Consider the following 24,131-nt stretch of genomic DNA (forward strand, 5'->3'; position numbering starts at 1 on the left):
CGGTTGGTCTGCAACAGCCCGCCGTGCCGACGATCCCCCTCTCGGTACGAAAAGAGCGCACCATGCGCGGCCCCTGGCTGTCCCCGCAGCCGGGGGCTTCTCTTTTCCGGGGTCCAATTTGTGCTCCTCTCCGGCATCGGTTTTGGCCCGCATGATCCGCGTTCTGGTTTTTACCCGGGGACCGCGCTATTGAGACGCCATGACCTCAAGCCAGACGACTTCGGGACAGTTCCCGCCAGATACCCCAGATTTGGATGATGACGACATTCCCTCCGGACCGGAGATGGAAGCGCTGGAGGCTGAACTGCCAAGCCTCGCCCGCATCCGGCGGTTCGCGGTGGCGGCTGAGCGCGTGGACTGGTTTGCCCATGTGGGCGAACACCCCGGCCCGCGCACCATGGATATGGCCGAACACTATGTGGATGCCCTGGGGTTCCCCGACGCCCGCGTCGCCCTGGTGACGGACTGGGCGGAAGCCGCCGCCGCTGCTGAAACGCTGGATTTTGATTCCTCCGCCTGGGAGGCCGAAGAGCAGTTGCGCTCCGCCCTCACCATGGATGCGCTGGAACTGATGAGCGAGGACGCCCTGCAGGTGGCCCTCACCCATGTGGCAGCCACCATTACCGACCCCATCAAGACCAGCGCCGAAGAAGCCCTTGCCATCTGGGACGAGCCCACCGACGAGATGCTGGACCTGGCCGTCGGCAGTGCCGTGCAGGCCTGCCACCAGGCTGTGCTGGTTCTTGCGGCAGGCGCTGAAGAAGATCACCCCTTTGCCCTCCGGTTCCGTCTGTTCGAGGGCGGCCGCTGGCCGATTGGCGTCGCAGGCCTCAGTTTCAATCTGTTTTAGGAAAGTCGTCCCGTGTCCCTGAAAATCGCCACCTGGAACATCAATTCCGTCCGCCTACGGATTGAGTCCGTCGTCCGTCTGCTGGATCACCACAAGCCGGATGTCTTGTGCCTGCAGGAAACCAAGTGCCCGGACGACCTGTTTCCTGAAAAAGCCATCAAGGCGGCAGGATATGAGTACATCGAGAAGAGCGGCCAGAAGGGCTATCACGGCGTGGCCATCGTCGCGCGTGTGCCGCTTGAAAAGGCATCCATCAAACGGTTCTGCGGCAAGGAAGATTGCCGCCACATTCAGGCGACCGCAAAGGGTGTGGAGATCCACAACTTCTATGTGCCTGCCGGCGGTGACGAACCGGACCCTGAGATCAATGAGAAGTTTGCCCACAAGATTCAGTTTCTCGAAGAGATGGCCAGCTGGTTCAAGAACGCCAAGCAGAAGACAACAGCCAAACGCGTTGTTGTCGGCGACCTCAACGTGGCCCCGCTTGAGCACGATGTGTGGTCGCACAAGCAGTTGCTCAAAGTCGTGAGCCACACCCCGCAGGAAGTCGAGCTGTTTGACAAGGTACTGGCGTCCCACAAGTGGATTGACGTGCCGCGCCTCTTTACGCCTGAAGAAGAAAAACTGTTCTCCTGGTGGAGCTACCGCTCAAAGGACTGGCAGGCATCCAATCGCGGACGGCGGCTGGACCACATCTGGGCAAGCCCTGCCATGGACGGCATGGCTAAATCTGTCACCACATTCACCGACGCGCGCAGCTGGGAAAAACCCTCTGACCACGCGCCGGTGATTGCAGAGTTCAAGCTTTAGGAAGCACCACTTTTGACGAAGCTGGCTGACGCCGCTTTGGCATCACGACTGGCACTGCTCAGGGCGCTTTGGTCCGCGTCCGCATAGGCGCTCACCTTGTGCAATGCGCCGGACATGGCGTTGACGGCTTCCTTCACCATGCGCGTGGCAACCGGCGGCATGGACGCGGCCTGCGTCGCAAGGTTGGTCGCCACCTCAACGGCACTGCCTGCGTCCGCCAGCTCATCAACCAGCCCCCAGTCCAGGGCGTGTTCCGGCGACATGCGCTCACACAGAATGCAGATGCGCTTGGCCCGCGCAGGCCCAACCATGGATACCAGCCGTGGCAGCGCACCCCATTGCAGGTTGATGCCGATTTTCACTTCAGGGACATAGAGGAAGGCGTCTCGCGACATGACGCGCCAATCGAGAGCCAGCGGCAATGCCACGCCGGCGCCCACCGCCATGCCTTCAATGGCGGCCACCGTGATCTGCGGCATGTCTTCCCATGCCTGGCACAGCTTCACGCCGCGATAATAAACCTCTCGCAGTTCAAGGTCGCTGGACGCGTCATCATCACGGGTAGACCGTTCCTTGAGGTCAATGCCAGCGGAGAATGCATCCGCTCGTCCGGTGAGAACCACCGCGCGGGTTTCAAGATCATCATGAAACCTGCGCGCAACTTTGGTCAGTTCGATAATCAGCGCCTGATTGAATGCGTTGAGACTGCCGCCACGGTCAAACGTGACCACCGCAACATCACCCCGTTTTTCGACGTTCACCAGATTGTCCGACATGTCCTGAGCCTTCCGTTTTGTTGTTGGGGGAAGCTTAGCAAAATGCCGCCGAACGCCGAGGGCTAATCCGGCGCTCTATTTGTCCGCCGGTTTGTCTTCGCGCTTCTTGAGGGTCACAAGCGTGCAGGTGCTTGATCCCTTGGCAAGCAAAGTGCCGTCCGCATCCAGCAACTCACCTTCAACAAACACGACAGACTTGCCGCGCCGCAGGACGCGGCCACGGCCCGTCAACCGGCCCGGTTTGGCGACGGACAGCATGGAGACTTTCATTTCCAGCGTTGGAGAAATCTGTCCCCATTCGAGTTTCAACCCAACAGCAATCGCCAGAATGTCATCCATCATGGCTGCAACCATGCCGCCGTGAATGCCGCCCCACAGATTGCAGAGGTTGTCGGTTGCATCAAACGCCAGCTCAACGGTGCCCGCATCCACATCGCAATCAATCACCTCAAGACCAAGATAGGCACTTGCCGGGGATTTGCGTTTGAAGATGGCTTTGATGTTTGGCGGCCAGTCTTCTGTTTCACGGGCACTTGCCATCGGTCTCTCCTGATTGGTCGATTTGTATTTGAATTGAATGAGGTGTCAGGCGCCGCGTACCGGATCGCGAGCTGGTTCACGCGTTGCTTCACGTGCCTGTGCGCGGATGCCGCGCGCCAGTCCGCGCAAGTCCATGCCCAAGGAGCGCATCATGGCGCGTCCCATGGTCGGGTACTCACCGATGAGCCGGGCAACGAGTGGCCGATCAATTACCAGCAGCCGCGTGTTTGTTTTTGCCGTCAGGCGGACGGCGAGCACCGTCTCCGCCATTGCGCCTTGTGCATTGATGAGGGCACCGGGTCCCGCAACGTCATCCCCCACAAGCAGCCGCCCCCCGCTCACCAGATACGCCGGCGCACCGCGCACATCAGCATCCTGCAGGACGGTGCCGGCGGGTACGTCTTTTACTTCTGCGGAGAAAGCCAGCAACCGCAACTGCGCGGGCTCTACATCCCGAAACAGCGATGAGCGCGCAAGAGCAGAAACCAGCTCTTCAAGCGGTAGGGCCGGATATATGCTATCTGACGCCGGGCGCGGCTTGGGGGTGTCATCTGTCATGGACATAGTTTGTGGCAAAGCATCCCCCACCATGCAAGCCCGCCACGCCTGCCCCGACCGGGCCACTAAAGACAGGAACGCCGAACCATGACTGCCCCTGCCTGGGACCATGAGAACCCCTACGTCGCGTCGTTCAAAGTTCAGGATGCCGACATTGATGCCTTTGGGCACGTCAACAACGCCGTCTATGTCCGCTGGATCAATGACGGCGCGTGGGAACACTCCAAATCACTCGGCCTCGACTTTGAAAAGTATCGCGAGCTGGATTCCGGCGTCATCGTTGTGCGCCATGAGATCGACTACAAGAGTTCTGCCATGCCCGGCGAGACCGCCCTGGTCGCCACCTGGATCAGCGCCAATGACGGGCGCGTGCGCCTCAGCCGCCGTTTTCAGATTTGCGATGAAGCCACCGGACGAACACTTGTGCGGGCGCACACCAACTTTGCCGTCATCGCCCTGACCTCAGGCCGACCCCGTCGCATGCCGCAGGAATTCATCGAAGGCTACCCGGTGATGTGGCCCGCCGACTGACGACCCCGGATTGCTGCTAGTCCCGTTTGCCGGACAGCATGATCGCCACACCCATGGCGAGACTGCCAAAGGTGACGGACAGTCCCATGAAAAACAGGATGGCGAACAGCCACCCTTCGGGCGACGCGAAAAGCAGCGTGCGCAGATTTGCGGTGTTGGTTGCAATCAGCGCACCGCCAAATACCAGACCGGCCGCAAGCCCCGCCAGCATATGGCTGAGCATGAAACGGACGAGCTTTTGTTCCGCGCTGGGTTCCACGCTGGGCTCCTTGGTCATCAGGCTTTCCGGTCAGTGATGCTTGTCCAAGCCTCGCACAGCTGCGACGAAACCGCAGATGCGGCGCCGTGTCACTGGTCAGAATACGCCGGTTTAGGCACATATCCCCCACGCATCCGGGGGGAGACGGAAACGCTAATTTGCTAGGGCTCTAACCGATGACAAACCCCAATTCCCTTTTGTTGACCATGGTCAACGCACTGCTGGTTCTCGTGCTGGCCGCCATCCTGGTCAGCCCCATGGTCTTCTTTTATGCCGCCCTCATCGGCGCGCCGGTGATGTTGTGCCTTCTGGTCATCATCACCTTGACCACCCGTGCCAAGGCACCGATGGACACAAAAAAGGCTGCAGCCGCATAAGCGACGGCAGCCTTGTTTGTTAAGCGCTGGAAAGCCTACGGGACCAGACGGTAGCCGCCCGTTTCAGTCACAAGTATCTCAGCGTTTGAGGGATCGGCTTCGATCTTCTGGCGCAGTCGATAGATGTGCGTTTCCAGCGTGTGCGTCGTGACGCCCGCATTGTAGCCCCACACCTCGTGCAGCAGCACGTCGCGGCCAACCACACGGTCGCCGGAGCGATACAGATATTTGAGGATCGCAGTCTCTTTTTCCGTGAGGCGCACCTTCTTGTTGGCTTCTTCTTCAAGCAGCAGCTTTGCCGCCGGCTTGAATGTGTATGGTCCAATTTTGAAGACAGCGTCTTCGCTCTGCTCATGCTGGCGCAGCTGGGCACGAATGCGCGCGAGCAGCACCCCAAAGCGGAACGGCTTGGTGACGTAGTCATTGGCACCTGAATCAAGGCCCAGAATTGTGTCAGCGTCAGAGTCATGGCCGGTCAGCATGACAATCGGGCATTTCACGCCCTGGCCACGCAGCAGGCGACAGACCTCCCGGCCATCCATGTCAGGAAGACCAACGTCGAGGAGGACGAGGTCCACATGGGCGTCTTTTGCTAGCTTGACGGCATCGGTGCCTTTGTCAGCGGTGGTGACTTCAAATTCCTGATGCAGGTCGAGCTGCTCGGCGAGGGATTCACGCAGGGCGTCGTCATCGTCGACTAGAAGGATTTTCCGGATATTGCTCATAAGGGCCCCCGCCGCTTAATTGGCCGAATGCGGAGCACTCTCCGCTGGCTTGTTTCTACACTGTTACGCCATTTCGAGGCCCTCTTACAAAGGGTACCCCGCAACATTGGCGTGGGGCTTATGTAGGGGGCCGACCCGTACACGTGCCACACACAGTCTTTCACCTACGCGTCAACCGCCCGTGAGCGGCGGGCCTCCCCAAGCTTGCCGACCCCCCGGCAAATTGTGCCGGTCCGGCGACCGGCTGACCAACCTAAGTCGTTGAAATATCTTGATATTTGTCTGGTTCAAGACTTGCAACACTAAGCGCAAGGGAGCCCGAACATGCAGACCGCAGCCATCACAGCACCGTTACCCGCCGCACCTTATCAGGAACCAACGCACCGTTTTGGGCGCGCGCTGGACGACCGGCTGCCGGCAACGGGCATGCATCCAGCAGGCTTACATGCCGCTGAAAGCGCCGTTGAAGGGTCGCCAATCACAACTGCCTCCACGGTTGCCGCGACTGAGGCTGCGACGGATGAGGACGGTTTTTCGTTCGATGACCTGCTGGATATCGTCAATCCGCTGCAGCATCTGCCCGTGGTGTCCACGGTGTACCGTGAGATCACCGGCGACGAGATCCGCCCGGAGTCCCGTGTCCTGGGCGGTGGCCTGTTCGGCGGCGTCCTGGGCGCAGCAGCCTCCCTGGTTGATGTGGCAGTGGAATCCTTTTCCGGCGACAGCATGGGCGGCCACGTGATGACCGCCCTGTTCGGGGACGATGAGGCTGAGCCTTCTGCAGACGAAAAATCGATCCAAACGGCGGCACGCGATGCCGCCACCACACCATTGCCTGTCCCCGCGGCCCTGCCGCCAGTACCCGCCGCCCTTCCAGCGACCACCAAACCCGCAGTACGCTCCGCGACGCCACAGACACAGCCACAGGCACAATCGATCACCTCCGATCCCGCGTCAGAACCCCCATTGCCGTCGCTGTCTTCGTCGGCCTTTGACGCGTTGCTTCAATCGTTTGGAGCCCCGGCAACACCGGCCAACACTAATGACAATCCGCAGCCCGGTTTGGCCTATGCCCCGGCTGCGGCGGCGTCGCAAGGCCGCCTGGTCAACAAGGCCCTTTAGGCGCCACGCAGCAAGGATGCTGTTTGACACCCGGCATGCTGATAGACTCTCACCATGGATATTGATGTTTGGCAGCATGGCCCACAGGCACATGGCGGCAGGTTGCGCATTGGCGACACGGTCATGCGCTGCGCCCTTGGCAGGAACGGTGTCACGTCCCCGGGGCGCGAAGGCGACGGCGCATCACCGGCAGGGACCTTCGCGCTGCGGCACGTTCTCTACAGGGGCGACCGGGGATACAGGCCATCGACGGCCCTGCAGGCCAGACCCATTGGACCGCGCGACGGGTGGTGCGATGAGAGTGCTGACCCGGCCTACAATCGGCCGGTCCGCCTGCCCTATTCGTCAAGCGCCGAAAAACTGGCAAGGCGCGACCGGCTCTATGATGTGGTTGTCGTGCTTGGACACAATGATGCCCCTGTTGTGCCAGGCCTTGGGAGCGCGATCTTCATGCATGTGGCACGACCAGACTTTGGGCCGACGCTGGGATGTGTGGCGCTTGATCCTGATGACCTGAGTTATGTGCTGCGTCGTGTGACACCCAGAAGCAGCATCACCATTCACCCATATCCGTTTGGGCAGTCGGTTTAGGGATGCGGTGTCCGCTTGCCGAAAATGGCGCTGCCAACCCGGACATGCGTCGCGCCATGCGCAATGGCAACGTCGTAGTCCGCGCTCATGCCCATGCTCAAACCGTCAATGCCATTGCGCCTGGCGATCTCGGCCAGGAGATCAAAATGCGGTGCCGGGTCTTCGTCAGCCGGCGGGATACACATCAAACCGGCAATGCGCAGGCAATGCTCCTCACGGCAGGCCGCAATGAACCCGTCAGCGTCAGCAGGCGATGCGCCGGACTTTTGCGGCTCTTCGCCGGTATTGATCTGCAGATACAGATCCGGATCCCGCCCCTGCGCCTTGATTTCACGCGCAAGCACCCGCGCAAGCTTGACCCGGTCCACGGAATGAATGGCGTCGAACAAGGCCACCGCATCCTTGGCCTTGTTGGTTTGCAGGGGACCAATCAGATGCACATGGGCATCAGGAAAAGTTTCCCGCAGCGTCGGCCACTTCTCCTGCGCTTCCTGAACTCTGTTTTCACCAAACACCCGCTGGCCCGCCTCAAGGACAGGAACGATCGCCTCGGCTGGAAAGGTCTTGCTGACGGCGACAAGCGTAACGGCATCGGACGCGCGTCCCGCATCAGCCGCGACGGATTTAATCCGGGTACGGATGGCTTCAAGTGGGCCATGGGGGCTGGGGTCTGGAGGTGTGCTCATGGGAGCTGACCATAAGGCCGCGCTGCATACCATCGCAAGGCTTGCGGACCTGCAGTTTGCCCCTCGGCGGCAGGACCAGTGGCCAAACCTGATCGTCATGACCGACCGTGCGGTGCAGGGAGACGCCTGGCATCTGGCAGACACTGTTCCCGCAGGAACCATCATCTGCCTGCGCGACTATGACCTGAAAAACCGCGCGCACTACACAGCAAGGCTGGCGGCCGCCTGTCGTCATCACAACGTGCGTCTTGTGGTGGGTGGAGACGTCCCGCTTGCTTTGAGGGTTGGCGCCTGGGGAGTGCACATACCCGAAGGTTTGTGGAGACAGAGCATTCAGGACGTGGCGCGGGCGCGAAATCATGGTCTCCGAATTTCAACCGCTGTCCATAGTCGACAGGCGGCAAGGTCTGTTGTCATCGCGGGGAGAGCCCTGTGCGACGTGGCGCTGGTGTCGCCGGTCTTTGCGACACAAAGCCATCCTAAGCATCCGGTTCTTGGACCGCTGGGCCTCGCCGGCGTTCTCGAGGCGCTGCCAACGCCCGCTTACGCTCTGGGCGGCGTGAGGCCAGGGACGATAGGCCGTTTGACGGGTCTGCCCCTATGCGGCGTTGCGGGCATTCGCTTTACCTGACACCGGATCCCGCACCATGGGCGGCCGGGCCTTGAACCAACGACCAGGCTTCAGACAAAAAGAAAAGGGCGGGTCCAAAGACCCGCCCTTCCCAAAGTACCGAGTGGTATGAAGCTTAGAACTTCACGCCGAATTCGGTGAAGAGAGCAGAACCTTCGCGGTTCACAGCTTCGTCTTCAGCGTACTTGTAACCGAGAGTGACGTTAGCGCCACCGCCCAGTGAGTAAGCAACACCAGTCACGATTGCAGACAGGTCAACTTCGTCGAAGTTGCGAGCTACTGCACCCGGGTTGATTGATGCGTCACGGTTAGCTTCAGCGTATTCAACACCGAAAGTCCAAGGACCTGTGCCGTATGTTACGCCAACGTCCCATGCCTTGTAATCTTCAAGAACACGAGGCTGAGCCGTACCAACACCGAACTGTGAAGCGTCTGTTTCCTTGACGGCGTATGCGCCACCAATTGTGAAGCCAGCGAAGCCAACGCTTGCGCCAGCTGCCCAGTCTTCAAGATCAGGTGCGCTGTTGCCGATGACCTGAGGTGTGCCGTTAACGTTGGTGTTAACAACGCCACCGTCAGCTGTCAGGTAAACGAAGGATGCGCCAAGGTCTACGCCGTTGAATGCGTATTCCCAGGTGATACCAGCTTCGAAGATGTTCTCGATCGTGTTGTTGCCCGAGAATGAGTCACCGAATGACTCGTCACCTGAAAGCTCTTCAAGTTCTGGTGTGAACGAAAGACCAATCTGGAAGCCAGCAAGACGTGGCGTGAAGTAGATGATCTTGTCGCTGTCGCCAGAGAAGTCGACCACAGTGTTGATGATGCCATCGTTACCGGACTGAACCAGTGCACCAGCACCACCAGCGCCAACAGCCGCTGTTGTGTTGGAGAACAGGCCTGCGCCACGGTTGTCGCCGGCACCCAGTGGGTCGAGGTCAGTGTCGTTAGCAAACGTTTCCAGGAAAGGAGACGGAGCAACGATTGGCATCTGATCGCCAACGCCGTCCTGTGCACCGAACTGGAATTCACCGAAGGCGCCGCTTACCCAGAGGTAGGCTTCGTCAACAGTGTCGGATGCGCCACGCTCACCGGATTCAAGCTCAAACTTGACGCCGACTTCAACGCCGTTGTCGAGAGTTGTTGAACCCTTGAAGTGGATTTCAGCTTCACGACCGAAACGGATAGTCCGCTGGTCCTGACCCTGAAGAAGGCCGATCGGCGCAGGTGCAGCAGCGCGGGTTGTACCCTCGCCTGCATCATTGTCGAAAACAGCCGCGATTGAGCCGACGAAATAACCGCCGACCTTAATGTTGATCTTATCAGCAGCCATGGCAGGCGCGGTCGCAAAAGCGGCGGCCACCAGGGCAGTAGTTCCAAGAAGCTTCTTCATCTGTCCCTCACATTCGAAAAGAGGTGTGCACTAGAGCACGAGAACATGCCCAAACGGGACGAGGTTCGCCCCCCATGCTCGAGACGCAAACTCTGACATTGGGGGCCAATCGTCAAGCAGTCCGGGCCTGATCCGGGTTCGGACGCATGCATATGTGGCCTTGGGGACACAATTCCCTAACGAGGGATTACCAAAACCACCCTTTTGGAGGCGAAATGGCAGGATATCTTGGAAAACAGCGCCCCATTCTGGAACTGCCATTCAGCAACACGGGCACCTGCCACACCTGTTGCAGGCCCTTGCGGTCATGCTTAGTGTTGCATCAATGTCTCACCTTGCCCATGGGTCCGGAAGCCCGTTTGTGGCGAAGTGTAAGGGGTCGTGATGCCCCTGCGGTTTCTTGTGGCTTGCTAAGGGCCACAACGGCTCGTTATAAGCAAATATCAAGGGCTTAATGCGTTTTGGCGGTTGCCCTGCCGCCTTTCCAGACCGGATTGCGGGTCGGCCTGTGCAAGTTGGATATACATTGAATTACCTCAAGATTTTCGCTGTCTCTATTGCCATCGCATTCGGCCTTAGTGCGTGCGGCACCGGTATTGAGACTGAGAACCGCTTCCCCACGGAGAAGCCCGGCGGCAAAAGTGACCCCTTTGGCAGGGCCGGCAATGAGCCCGGCGTTTTTGGTGAAGGCGGGCTGTTTGGCCTGGGCGGCGGCGGCAGCAGCGATGACGGCAATGCAAACGGCATTGGCGTCAACAGCTTCCTGTGGCGCGCGTCCCTCGACACAACTTCCTTTATGCCGCTTTCTTCAGCTGACCCGTTCGGTGGTGTCATCATCACCGACTGGTTCACAGCACCAGAAGCACCTTCCGAGCGCTTCAAGATGACAATCTACATTCTCGACACCAGCCTGCGCGCTGATGGTGTGAAAGTATCGGTCTTCAAGCAGGCCCAGGCGCCTGACGGGGCTGGTTGGGTCGATGCAGCAGTGACGCCGGGCACGGCCGCACAGCTTGAGAATGCAATTCTCATCCGTGCCCGCCAGTTGCGCATTGATACGCTAGCGGCGGAAGAGTAAGCCTCACCCCGCCCAAATCGATCACATCAAGATCACCACATACATTTTACGGGCACGGGTGTTTTGAACCCCGTGCCCAATTTGTTTGAGCAATCCAGATGACCACGTCAGTTCCAGACCGCTACAACCCAAAGACATCAGAACCCAAATGGCAGCAGGCCTGGGACGAACGGCATGTCTTCCAGACACCGCCGACCGATGACGACCGCCCGAAATACTACGTGCTGGAAATGTTCCCCTACCCGTCCGGCCGCATCCACATGGGCCACGTGCGCAACTACGCCATGGGAGATGTGGTGGCCCGGTACAAACGGGCACGCGGCCATGCCGTGCTCCATCCCATGGGCTGGGACGCCTTTGGCATGCCGGCTGAAAACGCCGCCATGGAAAAAGGTGTGCACCCCAAGGGCTGGACCTACGACAACATCGCCGCCATGCGCGAGCAGCTGAAAGTGATCGGCCTTGCCATCGACTGGGACCGCGAGTTCGCCACCTGTGACCCGGAGTATTATCAGCACGAGCAGGCCCTGTTCCTGGACTTCCTGGAGGCTGGCATTGTCGAGCGCCGCAAGTCCACGGTGAACTGGGACCCGGTCGATAACACGGTGCTGGCCAACGAGCAGGTCATTGACGGCAAAGGCTGGCGCTCAGGCGCACCGGTTGAACGCCGTGAGCTGACCCAGTGGTTCTTGAAGATCTCGGATTATTCCGACGAGTTGCTGGAAGGCCTCGACTCGCTGGACAGGTGGCCGGAAAAAGTCCGGCTGATGCAGAAGAACTGGATCGGCAAGTCGCAGGGCGCGCGCGTATTCTTCCCGCTGTCGGGAGATAGTGCGCATACGGACGAAAAGCTCGAGGTGTTCACCACCCGGCCGGACACCCTCTTTGGTGCCTCCTTCTGCGCCATTTCTCCGCAGCATCCCCTCGCTGCTCGGCTGGCGAAAGACAATGCACCGATCGCAGATTTCATTGCTGATTGCGCCAAGGTCGGCACCAGTGAGGAAGCAATTGAGAAAGCTGAGAAGCGCGGCATCGACACCGGCCTGACAGCACAGCATCCGTTTATCGACGGCAAGCAACTGCCGGTCTACATCGCCAACTTCGTGCTGATGGAATATGGCACCGGCGCCATCTTTGCCTGTCCGGCCCACGATCAGCGCGACCTGGATTTCGCCCGCAAATATGATTTGCCGGTGACGGCTGTTGTGGCGCCCAAGGATGCCGATGCGTCTGAGTTTGCCTCCACATTGGAAGCCGGCAGTGAGGCTTATACGGGCGATGGCGTTGCCATCAATTCCGAGTTCCTCAATGGCCTCGCCGTTGGCGAAGCAAAAGCAAAAGCCATTGCCGCCCTTGAAGACAAGGCATTGGGCGAAGGAACAACAAACTATCGTCTGCGCGACTGGGGCATTTCACGCCAGCGCTACTGGGGGTGCCCGATCCCGATCATCCATTGCGATGATTGCGGTGTCGTGCCCGTGCCCAAAGCAGACCTGCCGGTGACCTTGCCTGAAGACGTGACGTTTGATGCCCCCGGCAATCCGCTGGACCGCCACGCCACCTGGAAAGACGTCACCTGCCCCAATTGCGGCAAGGCCGCGCGCCGCGAGACCGATACGTTTGACACCTTCGTGGATTCGTCCTGGTACTTTGCCCGCTTCACAGCACCGAACGCTGAGACGCCAACAGATCGCGCAGCCGCCAACAAGTGGTTGCCGGTCGACCAGTATATCGGCGGCATCGAGCACGCGATTTTGCACCTGCTCTATTCGCGTTTCTTTACCCGCGCCATGCAGAAGACCGGACATGTGGATCTGGCTGAACCCTTCGCCGGGCTGTTCACCCAGGGCATGGTCAACCACGAGACCTACAAGTCAGCCGACGGCACATGGCTGTCCCCCGCCGAGATTGATTTCCAGACAATTGATGGCGCACGCACCGCAACCGCACGCGACACCGGCAACCCGGTCTCGATCGGTAGCGTTGAAAAGATGTCGAAGTCGAAGAAGAACACCATCGACCCGACCGACATCATCAATGAATACGGTGCCGACACGGCCCGCTTCTTCATGCTGTCCGACAGCCCGCCCGAGCGCGACGTGGAGTGGACCGAAGCCGGTGTCGAGGGCGCATGGCGTTTCACCCAGCGTCTCTGGCGCGCGGTCACCGGCAATGCCGCCGCGATGCCTGATCCTGGAACACCTGCCCCGGCTGATTTTTCAGATGCAGCGCTGGCCCTGCGCAAAGAAACGCACAAGGCCATTCAGGGTGTGACGGACGGGATCGACTCCTTCCGCTTCAACAGTGCGGTGGCCCGGCTTTATGAACTGGTGAATGCCCTGTCTGGTTTCAAAATCGGCGCGGGCAATGCCGGTGACGGTTTTGCCGCCCGCGAAGCAAGTGAGACACTCGTCCAGCTCGCCGCTCCCATGATCCCGCATCTGGCGGAAGAAGCATGGGCGACTCTGGGCCATGAAACCCTGGTGGTTGATCTGCCTTGGCCGCAGGCAGATGACGCGTTGCTGGTGGAAGACAGCGTGACCTTGGCTGTGCAGGTAAACGGCAAGCGCCGCGATGAACTGACAGTTGCGCGCGATGCTGATCAGCCTACTATCGAGCAGGCGGCACTGGCACTGGACAAGGTGCAAAAGGCGCTAGACGGCAAGCAGGTGCGCAAGGTCATTGTGGTGCCCGGGCGCATCGTCAATATCGTTGGATAATCAAATGCAGGTATCAGGGGTCGGCATGGGCGTGAAGGCGGTAGCAGTTGGACTGGGTCTGGCGCTGGTAGTGGCGGCGTGCAGCTTTCGGCCGCTCTATGGCACCAGCGACGAGGGCAACGCGGCGCGCATTGGCAGTGAAACCATTGCGATTGGCCCAATTGGCGATGATCGTGTGGGTCAGCAGCTGCGCAATGGCCTGATCAATCGTTTGACGCCCCGCGGCCAGCCTGCTTTTCCCGCCTATCAGCTTGATGTGACCATCACCGATTCACTGGGCGACTTGCTGGTGCAGGAGGATTCAACTGTCCTGCGCCGCAACTACAAGCTGACGGCGTCCTATCGCCTGATTGAACTCGCCACCGGAGATCGCCTCTACAGTTCGACGCTCAGCCGGACCGCATCGCTGAACCGATCTGATTCAGAATACGCCAACGTCATCGCGCAACGCGATGCAGAGGAGCGCGCCGCGGAGGCGGTTGCCGATGTCCTGGCCCAGCGTCTTGCCATCAAGTTGGCGCAGCTGGCCTCGCCAAAGGAACGCCGGCGCGCGGCCATTGCGGAAGCCGCAAAGATTGCCGCCGCCAAGGTCGACCGGACCTATCCCCCCGAGCCGCTGGACTCACCTCTCTCACCCCCGCCGGAGGATGACGACGAGGATGACGACGGGGAAGAAACCGAGGCGCGCTTTCCGGCACCCGTTGCTGTACAGCCTGGCGAGTAGCCGCGCGCTTCTTTGTGGCCCACGCCCCTAGGTAGAAAGGGCACCAGCAGGTGAAGCTCAAAGCCGCCGAGATCGAGCGTTTTGTCAAGACGCCGCCGGACACTGTCCGCGCCGCATTGATCTATGGGCCCGATCTGGGCCTGGTGCGCGAACGGGCAAAAACCCTGCTCAACGCCCTGACCGATACGCCGGATGATCCCTTCAGTGTCGCGGATCTGGAAGAACAGGCTCTCAAGGGTGATCCCGCTCGCCTTGCAGATGAAGCAGGTGCCGTTGCCATGTTTGGCGGACGCCGTGTTGTGCGCGTGAGAGACGCGGGCGAGGCAGCGGCCAAGTCCCTCGCTGGATATCTCGATCAGCCCGGCGATGGCTTTGTTATTCTCGAAGCCGGAGAACTCACGCCGCGCTCGGCCCTGCGCAAACTGGCTGAGTCATCGAAGGAAGCAGCCGCCCTGCCCTGTTACGCAGACACGGCGGAAAATCTTGAGCGCCTGGCACAAGGCATGTTCCGCGAGGCCGGACTGGATGCGGATCATGCAGTGCTCACCACGCTGGTCGATCAACTGGGGGCGGACCGCCAGCTGTCACGCAACGAGATTGAAAAACTCATTCTCTACAAGGGCGGCGAGAGCCCCGTCACCCTTGAGGATATTGAAGCCAGCGTCGGCGGTGCAGATGCGCGCGGCCTTGATGATGCCGTGGATGCTGCTGCCAGCGGCGACATGCAGGCATTCGACACGAGCTTTGCCAAACTGGTTGAAAGCGGCGTCGCACCCGAGCGTATGATCCGTACACTGACAATGCATCTTCAGCGCCTGCATCTGGTACTCGGGCGTGTTGAACGTGGCGGCCGCCTTGACGAAATTTTGCGCTCCTTGCGCCCGCCCCTGCATTTCTCACGGCAACCCGCCATGCGTCGCCAATGTGCGGTCTGGTCCCGCCGTCGGCTTGATGGCGCGCTGGCGATGCTGGCCGATGCAGAAGCCAATTGCCGAGGCGCCGGTGCGCTGACGGAACCTCTCGTCGCCCGCGCGATGATGAGCATCGCCCGCGCGGCAGCAGCAGGACGCCGAGGCTGAGTGCATTGCCCGTACTGCAGCAACAGGCCGCCGACGCTGAGTGCGTCGCCCCTACGGCAAAAACAAGCCGCCGACGCTGAGTGCATCGGCGGCCCTGAAAGAAGCAATTAAATTGTCAGTTTGGAAAGGCGGCTAGATCTTGCCGTTCGCCAGACGACGGCAGATCTCGTCGAGTTGCTCAAGCGTCTTGTAATTGATCAGCACCTTGCCGCCGGTATCACCCTTGTGGTCAATCGACACCGCCAGCCCCAGAGAATCCGCGATATTGCGCTCCAGGGATTTGGTGTCCGCGTCTTTCTCGGCAGAAACACTCGCCTTTTTGGCCTTAACCGCCTTGAACGGCTTCTTGCCCAGCGCTTCGGCTTCCCGCACCGACAGGCCATCGGCGATGATCTGCTTGGCAAGCGCCACCGCATCATCATGGCCCATGATCGCGCGGGCATGGCCGGCGCTCAGGTCACCGGCGGCGAGGAAGCCGCGGACTTTCTTGGGCAGCGAACGGAGTCGCAATGTATTGGCAACATGGCTGCGACTCTTGCCGATGAGTTTGGAGACATCGGCCTGGGTGTAGCTGAACTCCTCCATCAGCCGGTCATAGCCATCGGCTTCTTCAATCGGATTGAGGTCGGCACGCTGGACGTTTTCGATGATCGCGATTTCGAGGGTCTCAGCATCACTGAGATCCCTAACCACCACCGGCACCCGATCAAGCTTCGCAGCCTGGGCAGCCCGCCAGCGCCGTTCACCGGCAACAATCTCGAATGAGTTCGTCGCGCCTGAAACCGGCCGCACAACGATAGGCTGAATGACCCCCTTCTCGGCGACAGAGGCGGTCAGATCGGCCAGGTCTTCCTTCGTGAAATCACGACGTGGCTGAAACGGGTTGGCCTTCAAAAATTCGATCGGGACCGTGTTGGGGCTGATGGTCGCCGCAGGCTGACCACGCTTGTCCGCCGGCGCGTCGTCTCCGATCAGAGCCGCAAGCCCGCGTCCCAGTCCGCGTCGTTTTCCCTCGTCTGCCGCCATTTTTTCGTATCCTTCAGTCGCTGCGATCTTGGCTGGGGCACAGGTATGGCCTGGCCCTACTTTGCTGTCGCCCGCTTATGTTTCGGTCTCAGGTTCCGGCTTGTCGTCAGGCGCCGGGTCGCCCTTTCAGGCAGCGGCGTGCTTGATATCCCGCTCGCGCTGAATGAGCTCGGACGCCAGTTTCATATAGGCTTTGGAGCCTGCACATTTGTAGTCATAGACAAGTGCCGGTTTGCCAAAACTGGGCGCCTCGGAGATGCGCACATTGCGCGGGATCACCGTGCGGTAAACCTTGTCGCCCATATATTCGCGCACGTCGGCGGCCACCTGATCAGACAGATTGTTCCGCTTGTCGAACATGGTCAGCACGATGCCCTGAATCTCAAGATCAGGATTGAGGCTCGTCCGCACCCGCTCGACGGTGTGCAGCAGCTGGCTCAACCCTTCGAGCGCGAAGAACTCGCACTGAAGGGGAACCAGAATGGCGTCCGCTGCAACCATGGCATTGATCGTCAGCAGATTGAGCGATGGCGGGCAATCCACCAGAACATATGAGTATGCGCGGCCTGCTTCAGATGAGGTGAAAGCATCCAGCGCATTGTCGAGGCGGTGCGAGCGCTGCTCGAAATCAGCCAGCTCGAGTTCTGCGCCCAGCAGATCCATGGAGGACGCAACAAGTGACAGACCCGGAACGGTCGTCTCGATCGTCGCGTCCTTGATTTCAGCTTCGCCGATCAGCACCTCGTAGGCCGTCACCGGACGGCTGTTGCGATCAACACCCAGACCGGTCGACGCGTTGCCCTGGGGGTCAAGATCGACAACCAGCACCCGCTCGCCGACAGCGGCCAGCGCGGTGCCCAGATTGATGGCTGTGGTGGTCTTGCCGACGCCGCCTTTCTGGTTGGCCAGAACAAGCACCCGAGGCTCCCCCGGCTGGACCGCAGCGCGGATCGCAGACAGGTCAATCGGCGTGGTGTCAGACCGGCCTGCAGCAGGTGTTGAATTCTGATCAGTTGGCTGTTTCGGCGCGGACACGGGCAAGCTCCTCCAGCTTGAGTATGACCCCATCCCCGGCGGTAATACTTGGGGCATGAGAGGCCTTAATCGTCCAACATTTTGCGGCCTCGGTCAATTCCAACACTACATCTCGTCCCTTCATAAAGAGACCCGTGGAATCCTGTGACCAAAAGGGCGCAATCATTTCGAGCAGTTTTGGCAGCGGCGCTACCGCCCGCGCCGAGATCACATCGGGGTATCCGCCCACTCGTTCGACAACATTTTCAGCCGCCTTTTCGACCCGCATCGGCAGCACCCGAACGGGTGCTTTCGTCTGTGCAATGACAGTCTGCAGAAAGGCGCATTTGCGGGTGTCGCTTTCGATCAGAACAGCTTCCGCACCCGGATGAGTTTCCATCATCATGATGCCCATCACGAGACCCGGGAAGCCGGCCCCGCTGCCCACATCAAGCCACAGCTTTATATCGTCCGGCGCGTGCGCCAGCAGCTGGGCTGAATCTGCAAAGTGCCGCTCCCATGCCGTATCCACCGTGGACGGCGCCACGAGGTTGATGGACGCCTGCCATTTGACGAGCAACGCCCGATAGATCTCGAGCCGTTCGTGTGTTTCACGTGAAACAGCAGCCAGGCCGGAAAGGGATTCTACGTCAGTCACTTGCAGACCTTTATCCACAGGAAATGCCCGAGCGGGGGATTATTCAGCGGCGACGCCGGACCCTGATGGCCGCGAGCGCAGATGCATCAGCAACGCGGTGATGCCTGCAGCTGTAACACCCTCAACGCGGGCAGCCTGCCCCAGGGTTGCCGGCTGCACCCGTGTCAGCCGCTGCTGGCATTCAATCGACAGACCGGGAACCTCCGTGTAGTCGAGACCCGCGGGCAACCGCACATTCTCGTCGCGCTCGAAGGCCTTGATGTCAGACGCCTGACGCTCAAGGTACACCGCGTAGCCGCCCTCGATTTCCATCTGCGATGCCACAGCCGGATCAATCCCCTGCAGCTCAGGCCAGACGCGGCCCAGCCAGGCCATGTCCACTTCCTTGTAGCGCAGCATCTCAAAGGCGGTCCGGCGCACCCCGTCCTGATTGATCTTCAGACCGTGTTCTGCGGCTTCGCGCGGGATCATGGTCAGTGCGTCCAGACGTGCGCGGGTGGCATCCAACGCCGCACGCTTCCCGGCAAAATGGCTGGCCCGTTCAGACCCGACACACCCAAGGGCCACGCCCTGCTCCGTCAGCCGTTGATCCGCATTGTCCGCCCGCAGGCTCAACCGGTATTCGGCACGGCTGGTGAACATGCGATAGGGCTCACTCACGCCGCGCGTCACCAGATCATCGATCATCACACCGATATAGGAGTTGGACCGTTCAAAGCTGATCGCCTCGCCACCACTGGCAAGACGTGCCGCATTGAGGCCCGCAACAAGCCCCTGTGCGGCTGCTTCTTCATAGCCCGTCGTCCCGTTGATCTGGCCAGCGAGAAACAGACCGGGCACGGACTTCACAGCCAGACCAACGGACAGTTCCCGCGGATCCACATAGTCATATTCAATGGCATAGCCGGGCTGGATCATGCGGGCGTCTTCCAGCCCCGGAATGGTGGTCAGCATCGCCAGCTGCACGTCTTCGGGCAGCGACGTCGAAATACCGTTGGGATAGACCGTGTGATCATCCAGACCTTCTGGCTCCAGGAAGATCTGGTGCCGGTCTTTCTCCGCAAAGCGGACGACCTTGTCTTCGACGGACGGGCAATAGCGCGGCCCCGTCCCTTCGATCTGCCCGGAGTAAAGCGGCGCACGATCAAGGTTGGCGCGAATGATGTCGTGGGTAGCGTCTGTGGTGCCGGTCACATAGCAGCTGATCTGCTGCTGAGTGATTTCAGTCGTCAGGGACGAGAATGGCTCAGGCGGCACATCGCCCTTTTGTTCCGGAAGCGATTCCCACCTTATGGTCCGCCCGTCGAGACGGGGTGGAGTGCCAGTCTTGAGTCGGCCCAGATTGAGTTCAAAGCGATCCAGCGTCTCAGCCAGACCAATGGCCGGCGCATCACCAATGCGTCCGCCGGACGACTTCACCGGGCCCATATGGATGATGCCGCGCAGGAACGTGCCTGTGGTCAGAACCACCCCTGCCCCATGCAGCTGCCGGCCATCATCCAGGACAACGCCGGACACCGTCCGGTCGGTCACGATGAGGTCTTCCACCGGAGCCTCGACCACACTGAGATTTTCCGTCCGGCCAATCGCCCGCTGCATGGCATTCCGGTACAGCGCCCGGTCGGCCTGCGCCCGTGGTCCACGCACCGCCGGGCCCTTGCGCCGGTTCAGCATCCGAAACTGGATGCCACCCTTGTCCGCCACCTGGCCCATCAGACCATCCAGCGCGTCAATCTCACGAACCAGATGTCCCTTGCCAATGCCACCAATGGCCGGGTTGCAGGACATCTCGCCGATGCGGTCTGCCCTATGGGTCACCAGCACCGTCTGCGCGCCCATGCGGGCAGCGGCGGCAGCAGCTTCACAGCCCGCATGACCGCCACCAATGACGATCACGTCAAAGCGGGAGCCATCAACAGGCGAAATGATATTGGGCATCAGGGTCATGGGAGCGGTGCATAGCGCAATCAAGCGGCGAACTAAAGGACGCAGACAGGGGAGCAGCCATCTTTATCCACAGCTTTGGACTCCATTTGTTTCACGTGAAACATTGAGGCCCGGTGGCTGTGAATCATCGGCAGTACGCCATGAAACACATGGACCGGGTTAAGGCGCCGTTAACACCCGTTAACAACCCTTAACTTTATTTGCCGATGCAGAAGTCCCGGAAGATTACGTCGAGCACGTCTTCGACATCCACAGTCCCAACCAGTCGCCCGAGCGCCCGCAGGGCCATCCGCATTTCCTCACTGACGAGAGCCGCCTCGCCATCTGTTTCCTGGGCTGCCTCGTCAAGACCACGCTGCAACGCATCTGCTGCGTCCCGCAAGGCCGAAGCCTGTCGAGCGCGGCCAACAACAGCCGCCGCCCCCGAGCCACCGGCAAGATCACGGGCAGCATCTGCCAGCCATGCTTCCAGGGCGTCCAGCCCCTCTCCTGTGGTCGCAGACAGGCGAAGGTCACAGGGCTGCCCTTCTCCCTCACCGGCAATGTCAGCCTTGTTGCCAATCACCAGCCGGCGCGTTGTTTCAAGCCCCTCCGGCCACACAGGATCCTCAGCGTTGCTGAGGTCACAGACCCACAAGGCAATGTCGGCAGTGGCCGCTTTGGATTTCGCCCGCGCAATGCCCTCACGCTCGATCGGATCATCGGTGTCGCGCAAACCAGCGGTATCCGCCAGAACCACCGGGATTCCACCCAGATCAAGGCGCACCTCGATGATGTCGCGGGTTGTCCCTGAGATATCAGAGACGATGGCGGCCTCCCGCCGGGCCAGCCGGTTCATGAGACTGGACTTGCCCACATTGGGCGCCCCCAGAATGGCAACCTGCACGCCATCGCGCATGACTTCGCCCGCACTGGCAGACGCCAGTATCTGCGTCATCTCCCCGTGCACCCGGGAGATCATCGACACCGCCTGATCGGACAGGCCTTCGGGCAGTTCTTCGTCGCTGAAATCAATCTCGGCCTCGATCAGCGCCAGCGCCTTCACAAGCTGCGCCTTCCAGTCCGCGCATCTGGCCGTAAGCCCACCTTCGGCCTGCGCCAGCGCCAGCCGCCGCTGTCCGGCTGTTTCCGCATCAATGAGGTCGGCAAGGCCTTCAACCTGGGTCAGGTCCATACGGCCATTGGCAAAGGCGCGGCGGGTGAATTCGCCCGGTTCCGCCATCCGATGCCCGGCAAGGGTTCCCAGCACATCAAGGACGCCAGCCACCACCGCCGTGCTGCCATGCACATGCAGCTCCGCCATGTCGTCGCCGGTAACCGTGCCGGGGCCCGGCAACCAGAGCACCAGTGCCTGATCAAGCTGCTCGTCTGTTCGAGGGTCGGTCAGCCGCCGCACCACCGCCTTGCGCGGCGACGGCAGATCAGTGCCGCTGAGCGCCGTCAGGGCGTCCGCGGCATGCGGACCACTGATGCGAATGACCGCGATCCCTGCCCGCCCCTGACCGCTGGACAGGGCAAAAACGGTGTCGTCCATGAGGGTGGTAATCCGGAATTAGCTACGCTTGCGTCGAGTCTTAGGGGCCTTCTTTGGTGCGGGTGAATCGCTCTCGGGCTCCTCGTCCGACGCACCATTTCCACCAACCGCCGACTTCGCCACGCCCCAGAACAGCTTCTGCAACTTGTCGATGCCTTCAACGCCCACAGGCAGCGCCAGCTTCACCAGCAGCTCGGGATCCACATAGGCAACGTTGCGTTTGATCTGGTCACTGATCTGCGCCACCAGCTCTTCCTGCATGGGCGCCAGGTCCGGCAGGCCGATGACCTTGCGGGCTTCCTCAGGGGTCATCTCGATGTCGATGTTGATCTTCATGCGTTGCTCCTGCATTCCTGATGGCGTCGGTTCACCGTTGTGAACCCTTATGCACCGCCCTACGTCGTGAAAGCCACCATGTCACAAAACCTGCTCCGCGAAGAGACCAGCCCGTATCTTCTTCAGCACAAGGATAACCCCGTGCACTGGCGCCCGTGGGGTCCTGCTGCCCTGGCGGAAGCCAAAGCCAGCAACAAGCCGATCCTGCTGTCGGTCGGCTACGCCGCCTGCCACTGGTGCCATGTGATGGCCCATGAAAGCTTCGAGGATGACGCCGTGGCCGCGGTGATGAATGAGCTGTTCGTCAACATCAAGGTGGACCGTGAAGAGCGCCCGGACATCGATACAATTTACATGTCCGCCCTGCATCATCTGGGCGAGCAAGGCGGCTGGCCGCTGACCATGTTCCTGACACCGGACGGGGAGCCCTTCTGGGGCGGCACGTATTTTCCCAAGACCGCAGGCTATGGCCGGCCGGGCTTTCCCGATGTCTGCCGGGAAGTCTCACGCATCTTCCATGATGAAAGCGAGAAGGTGACCAAGAACGCCGACGCCCTGCGCGCAGCCCTCAAGGAACAGGCAAAGGCCCAGGACCCCGGCGAACCGGCACCCGAAATCCTCGACAATGTGGCGGACCGGCTGGTGCGCAATGTGGACCCGGAACATGGCGGTGTCGGCAGCGCCCCCAAATTCCCCCAGCCCTTCCTGTTGGAACTGCTGTGGCGGGCCTGGCTGCGCTCTGGCGACGAACGCGCCCGCAACTCTGTGACCCTCACCCTCACCCGCATGTGCCAGGGCGGCATCTACGATCATTTGGGCGGCGGCCTGGCGCGCTATTCCGTCGATGAACGATGGCTGGTGCCGCACTTTGAAAAAATGCTCTACGACAATGCCTGCCTCATCGGCCTGCTGAGCGATGTGGCCACCGGCACCGACTCCACTCTGTTTGCGGCCCGCCTTCATGAAACGGTCGGCTGGGTGCTGCGCGAAATGGTGACCGAGGAGGGCGCGTTTGGCGCCAGCCTTGATGCGGACAGCGAAGGCGAGGAAGGCAAGTTCTATGTCTGGTCCGAAACCGAAATCGACGCCGCCCTCACCGACTTCGCCCCTGACGATGTTGCTGACTTCAAGCGCATTTATGACGTGACGCCGAACGGGAATTTCGAGGGCCACACCATCCTCAACCGCCTGGACCACCCCGAGGACCTACCCACCGATCAGGAAGCCCTGTTTGCCCGCATGCGCGAAGTCCTGTTCACCACCCGCGCGCCACGCATTCGCCCCGGCTGGGACGACAAGATCCTGACCGACTGGAACGGCCAGATGATTGCAGCTCTCGCCAGGGCCGGCGCCGCCCACGACGAGCCGGTCTGGCTGGAAGCAGCGCAGAGCGCGTTTGAGTTCATCTGTACACGAATGATCATGAACGGCAGGCTGCATCACGCGTTCAGGGCGGGTAAGTTGCAACACCTTGCCATGGCGGACGGCTACGCCAACATGATTTCAGCCGCCCAGGCCCTTTACGAGGCGACCGCGGACGACACCTGCCTGACACAGGCCAAAGACTGGGCCGACGAACTTCACACCCATTATTGGGACAACGACGGCCACGGCTACTTTTTCACAGCAGACGACGCCGAAGCCCTGGTGGTGCGCACCCGCAGCGTAACCGATGACGCAACGCCCTCCGCCAATGCCACCATGATCGAAAATCTCGCCCGGCTTTACTATCTCACCGGCGACGAAACCTATCGAGACCGGGCCAATCAGATCATCCGGACATTCGCCTCTGATCTGGCACGTAATTTCTTCCCCATGTGCACCTATCTCAATGGCCTGGATACGCTGCTCAATGCCACGCAGGTGGTCATTGCCGGCACCGGCCCGCAAGCCGATGCGTTGCGGCAGGTGGCCCTCAAATCACCCCTGCCCTCGCTCGTCCTCAATGTGGCCAGTAACGACCTGCCCGCCAGCCACCCGGCCCACGGCAAGACCGTGCCCAAGGACGCCGAAGCTGCGGCCTATGTCTGCCAGGGCACAAATTGCTCGCTCCCGGTCGACAATGCGGATGCCCTCCACAGCATGCTGGCCCGGCCGGTGTAAGCGGGCCGGACTGAAAGTGGGGATTGAACCACCCCATCACATCCACCCCCCCTTCCAATCCAGAGG

25 protein-coding genes are annotated in these 24,131 nt (G+C 60.7%); 12 read left to right on the forward strand and 13 right to left on the reverse strand.

Going from position 1 to position 24,131, the window contains the following annotated elements:
• Positions 1-199 precede the first annotated feature (199 nt).
• Both BN1012_RS15645 and xth read left to right on the forward strand, forming a co-directional pair.
• Positions 200-850, forward strand: coding sequence for a hypothetical protein (locus BN1012_RS15645; protein WP_052535492.1), 651 nt, complete (start codon positions 200-202; stop codon positions 848-850).
• A gap of 12 nt (positions 851-862) precedes the next feature.
• Positions 863-1,660: an exodeoxyribonuclease III gene (xth, locus tag BN1012_RS15650; RefSeq protein WP_043950304.1), complete on the forward strand. Its 798-nt coding sequence runs from the start codon at positions 863-865 to the stop codon at positions 1,658-1,660.
• On the opposite strand, the gene BN1012_RS15655 is transcribed toward xth, so the two are convergent.
• The 3 genes from BN1012_RS15655 to BN1012_RS15665 form a co-directional block, all read right to left on the reverse strand.
• Positions 1,657-2,436 carry an enoyl-CoA hydratase/isomerase family protein gene (locus BN1012_RS15655; RefSeq protein ID WP_043950305.1) on the reverse strand — a complete coding sequence of 260 codons (780 nt, stop codon included), beginning with the start codon at positions 2,434-2,436 and terminating at the stop codon, positions 1,657-1,659. The genes xth and BN1012_RS15655 overlap by 4 nt on opposite strands.
• Before the next feature lie 75 nt (positions 2,437-2,511).
• The gene (locus BN1012_RS15660; protein ID WP_052535495.1) at positions 2,512-2,976 is read right to left on the reverse strand and encodes a PaaI family thioesterase; all 465 of its coding nucleotides are present in this window, start codon (positions 2,974-2,976) and stop codon (positions 2,512-2,514) included.
• 45 nt (positions 2,977-3,021) lie between these two features.
• Positions 3,022-3,534 (reverse strand): cyclic nucleotide-binding domain-containing protein, encoded by a 513-nt coding sequence (locus BN1012_RS15665; RefSeq protein ID WP_145973489.1) that lies wholly within the window; start codon positions 3,532-3,534, stop codon positions 3,022-3,024.
• An 87-nt stretch (positions 3,535-3,621) separates the two neighbouring features.
• Here BN1012_RS15665 and BN1012_RS15670 point away from each other — a divergent pair, with 87 nt between their 5' ends.
• Entirely contained in the window at positions 3,622-4,065 is a 444-nt protein-coding gene (locus BN1012_RS15670) for an acyl-CoA thioesterase (protein ID WP_043950307.1), read from the forward strand.
• Positions 4,066-4,081: 16 nt separating this feature from the next.
• On the opposite strand, the gene BN1012_RS15675 is transcribed toward BN1012_RS15670, so the two are convergent.
• Positions 4,082-4,342, reverse strand: coding sequence for a hypothetical protein (locus tag BN1012_RS15675; protein WP_043950308.1), 261 nt, complete (start codon positions 4,340-4,342; stop codon positions 4,082-4,084).
• Between the two features lie 158 nt (positions 4,343-4,500).
• Between BN1012_RS15675 and BN1012_RS15680 the strand changes: the two genes are divergently transcribed.
• A complete protein-coding gene (locus tag BN1012_RS15680; protein ID WP_043950309.1) occupies positions 4,501-4,701 on the forward strand; it encodes a hypothetical protein in 201 nt (66 codons plus the stop codon).
• A 35-nt stretch (positions 4,702-4,736) separates the two neighbouring features.
• Here BN1012_RS15680 and BN1012_RS15685 read toward each other — a convergent pair whose 3' ends face one another.
• Positions 4,737-5,426 (reverse strand): response regulator transcription factor, encoded by a 690-nt coding sequence (locus BN1012_RS15685; RefSeq protein WP_043950310.1) that lies wholly within the window; start codon positions 5,424-5,426, stop codon positions 4,737-4,739.
• A gap of 324 nt (positions 5,427-5,750) precedes the next feature.
• Between BN1012_RS15685 and BN1012_RS17165 the strand changes: the two genes are divergently transcribed.
• Both BN1012_RS17165 and BN1012_RS15695 read left to right on the forward strand, forming a co-directional pair.
• Complete coding sequence (locus tag BN1012_RS17165) at positions 5,751-6,548, forward strand: hypothetical protein (protein WP_052535497.1); 798 nt, start codon at positions 5,751-5,753, stop codon at positions 6,546-6,548.
• A gap of 54 nt (positions 6,549-6,602) precedes the next feature.
• The gene (locus tag BN1012_RS15695) at positions 6,603-7,139 is read left to right on the forward strand and encodes a L,D-transpeptidase family protein (protein ID WP_043950311.1); all 537 of its coding nucleotides are present in this window, start codon (positions 6,603-6,605) and stop codon (positions 7,137-7,139) included.
• Here the strand turns inward: BN1012_RS15695 and BN1012_RS15700 are convergent.
• Positions 7,136-7,825: a YggS family pyridoxal phosphate-dependent enzyme gene (locus BN1012_RS15700; RefSeq protein ID WP_081826453.1), complete on the reverse strand. Its 690-nt coding sequence runs from the start codon at positions 7,823-7,825 to the stop codon at positions 7,136-7,138. The two genes, BN1012_RS15695 and BN1012_RS15700, sit on opposite strands and share 4 nt — an antisense overlap.
• Here BN1012_RS15700 and BN1012_RS15705 point away from each other — a divergent pair.
• The gene (locus BN1012_RS15705) at positions 7,824-8,456 is read left to right on the forward strand and encodes a thiamine phosphate synthase (RefSeq protein WP_052535499.1); all 633 of its coding nucleotides are present in this window, start codon (positions 7,824-7,826) and stop codon (positions 8,454-8,456) included. The two genes, BN1012_RS15700 and BN1012_RS15705, sit on opposite strands and share 2 nt — an antisense overlap.
• Positions 8,457-8,571: 115 nt before the next feature.
• On the opposite strand, the gene BN1012_RS15710 is transcribed toward BN1012_RS15705, so the two are convergent.
• Positions 8,572-9,846, reverse strand: coding sequence for a porin (locus tag BN1012_RS15710; RefSeq protein WP_043950312.1), 1,275 nt, complete (start codon positions 9,844-9,846; stop codon positions 8,572-8,574).
• Between the two features lie 526 nt (positions 9,847-10,372).
• Here BN1012_RS15710 and BN1012_RS15715 point away from each other — a divergent pair.
• The 4 genes from BN1012_RS15715 (at position 10,373) to holA (ending at position 15,447) form a co-directional block, all read left to right on the forward strand.
• Positions 10,373-10,924, forward strand: a complete 552-nt coding sequence (locus BN1012_RS15715; RefSeq protein ID WP_043951237.1) for a DUF3576 domain-containing protein — start codon at positions 10,373-10,375, stop codon at positions 10,922-10,924.
• Positions 10,925-11,022: 98 nt separating this feature from the next.
• Positions 11,023-13,644, forward strand: a complete 2,622-nt coding sequence (leuS, locus tag BN1012_RS15720; RefSeq protein ID WP_043950313.1) for a leucine--tRNA ligase — start codon at positions 11,023-11,025, stop codon at positions 13,642-13,644.
• Between the two features lie 4 nt (positions 13,645-13,648).
• On the forward strand, positions 13,649-14,368 hold the full coding sequence (locus BN1012_RS15725) for an LPS assembly lipoprotein LptE (protein ID WP_043950314.1): 720 nt from the start codon (positions 13,649-13,651) through the stop codon (positions 14,366-14,368).
• A 50-nt stretch (positions 14,369-14,418) separates the two neighbouring features.
• Positions 14,419-15,447, forward strand: a complete 1,029-nt coding sequence (gene holA / locus BN1012_RS15730) for a DNA polymerase III subunit delta (protein WP_043950315.1) — start codon at positions 14,419-14,421, stop codon at positions 15,445-15,447.
• Between the two features lie 132 nt (positions 15,448-15,579).
• Here holA and BN1012_RS15735 read toward each other — a convergent pair whose 3' ends face one another.
• The 6 genes from BN1012_RS15735 to BN1012_RS15760 all read right to left on the reverse strand — a co-directional run bounded on the left by BN1012_RS15735 (position 15,580) and on the right by BN1012_RS15760 (position 21,962).
• Positions 15,580-16,473, reverse strand: coding sequence for a ParB/RepB/Spo0J family partition protein (locus BN1012_RS15735; protein WP_043950316.1), 894 nt, complete (start codon positions 16,471-16,473; stop codon positions 15,580-15,582).
• A gap of 126 nt (positions 16,474-16,599) precedes the next feature.
• Positions 16,600-17,439, reverse strand: coding sequence for a ParA family protein (locus tag BN1012_RS15740; RefSeq protein WP_043951238.1), 840 nt, complete (start codon positions 17,437-17,439; stop codon positions 16,600-16,602).
• Between the two features lie 43 nt (positions 17,440-17,482).
• Positions 17,483-18,145 carry a 16S rRNA (guanine(527)-N(7))-methyltransferase RsmG gene (gene rsmG / locus BN1012_RS15745; protein ID WP_122381416.1) on the reverse strand — a complete coding sequence of 221 codons (663 nt, stop codon included), beginning with the start codon at positions 18,143-18,145 and terminating at the stop codon, positions 17,483-17,485.
• 39 nt (positions 18,146-18,184) lie between these two features.
• Positions 18,185-20,092, reverse strand: coding sequence for a tRNA uridine-5-carboxymethylaminomethyl(34) synthesis enzyme MnmG (gene mnmG, locus BN1012_RS15750; RefSeq protein ID WP_244442916.1), 1,908 nt, complete (start codon positions 20,090-20,092; stop codon positions 18,185-18,187).
• Between the two features lie 196 nt (positions 20,093-20,288).
• Entirely contained in the window at positions 20,289-21,626 is a 1,338-nt protein-coding gene (mnmE, locus tag BN1012_RS15755; RefSeq protein WP_043950318.1) for a tRNA uridine-5-carboxymethylaminomethyl(34) synthesis GTPase MnmE, read from the reverse strand.
• Positions 21,627-21,644: 18 nt separating this feature from the next.
• Positions 21,645-21,962: a DUF6489 family protein gene (locus BN1012_RS15760; RefSeq protein WP_043951240.1), complete on the reverse strand. Its 318-nt coding sequence runs from the start codon at positions 21,960-21,962 to the stop codon at positions 21,645-21,647.
• 78 nt (positions 21,963-22,040) lie between these two features.
• Here BN1012_RS15760 and BN1012_RS15765 point away from each other — a divergent pair, with 78 nt between their 5' ends.
• Entirely contained in the window at positions 22,041-24,065 is a 2,025-nt protein-coding gene (locus tag BN1012_RS15765; protein WP_043951241.1) for a thioredoxin domain-containing protein, read from the forward strand.
• Positions 24,066-24,131: the final 66 nt, after the last annotated feature.

This window comes from Candidatus Phaeomarinobacter ectocarpi (genome assembly GCF_000689395.1).
In the GTDB taxonomy this organism is placed as follows: Bacteria; Pseudomonadota; Alphaproteobacteria; order CGMCC-115125; family CGMCC-115125; genus Pyruvatibacter; species Pyruvatibacter ectocarpi.